The sequence below is a fragment of the Vibrio sp. D173a genome (genome assembly GCF_030248475.1).
Window position 1 is genome coordinate 1 of sequence record NZ_JAHGAH010001578.1, and the last position, 563, is coordinate 563.

A 563-nucleotide genomic window follows, 5' to 3' on the forward strand; every position below is an offset into this window, starting at 1 on the left:
TAGAAAAAGAGTGGTGAGCAAGCAGCATAGAGACGCCCTTGTAAAGCAGTGGTCTCTTGTTGGATAGGTCAGCGGCTAAGCCTTCAATTTGGCGAGTGTCTGTTGGAGAGATTTGATGAAGCTCTTTACGAATAGCGCGGCGTCCAACACCGATACTTAACATCACTTGGAAAATTCGCTCAACGATGATCATTGCGGTAAGTGCTGAGCATATAAGCAGTGGCCACGTCATTAGGCCCAGCTGCTCTTGTAAATAACTGATTTGTTGCATTGATTAGTCCAACTTAAAACGAACAGGTACTTGTACACGGTGAGCGATCGCTCGACCATTTACGGTATGTGGTGAAAATTTCCATTTTTTGATTGCGTCGAGTGCCGCTTTGTCGAGAAGCAGTGCACCTGAAGAATTGACGAGCGCTTGCTTAACTTGTTTGCCGTCTTCATCAAGCCAGATCTCATAGGTCGCGACGCCTTCTACACCGCGTCTACGGGCTTGTCTTGGGTATTTAGGTGGAGTAGGGCGTGCACTAAAACTTGGTTTGGTCACGAGAACAGGCTCTGAG

The 563-nt window shown here is 47.4% G+C and carries 1 protein-coding gene and 1 pseudogene; both read right to left on the reverse strand.

Going from position 1 to position 563, the window contains the following annotated elements; translation table 11 throughout:
* Window positions 1-271, reverse strand: a pseudogene (locus KIV40_RS34860) (MotA/TolQ/ExbB proton channel family protein); the annotation flags it as partial.
* Between the two features lie 3 nt (window positions 272-274).
* Window positions 275-563 (reverse strand): energy transducer TonB (locus KIV40_RS34865; RefSeq protein ID WP_285354039.1); only part of this gene is annotated, 289 nt, incomplete at its 5' end.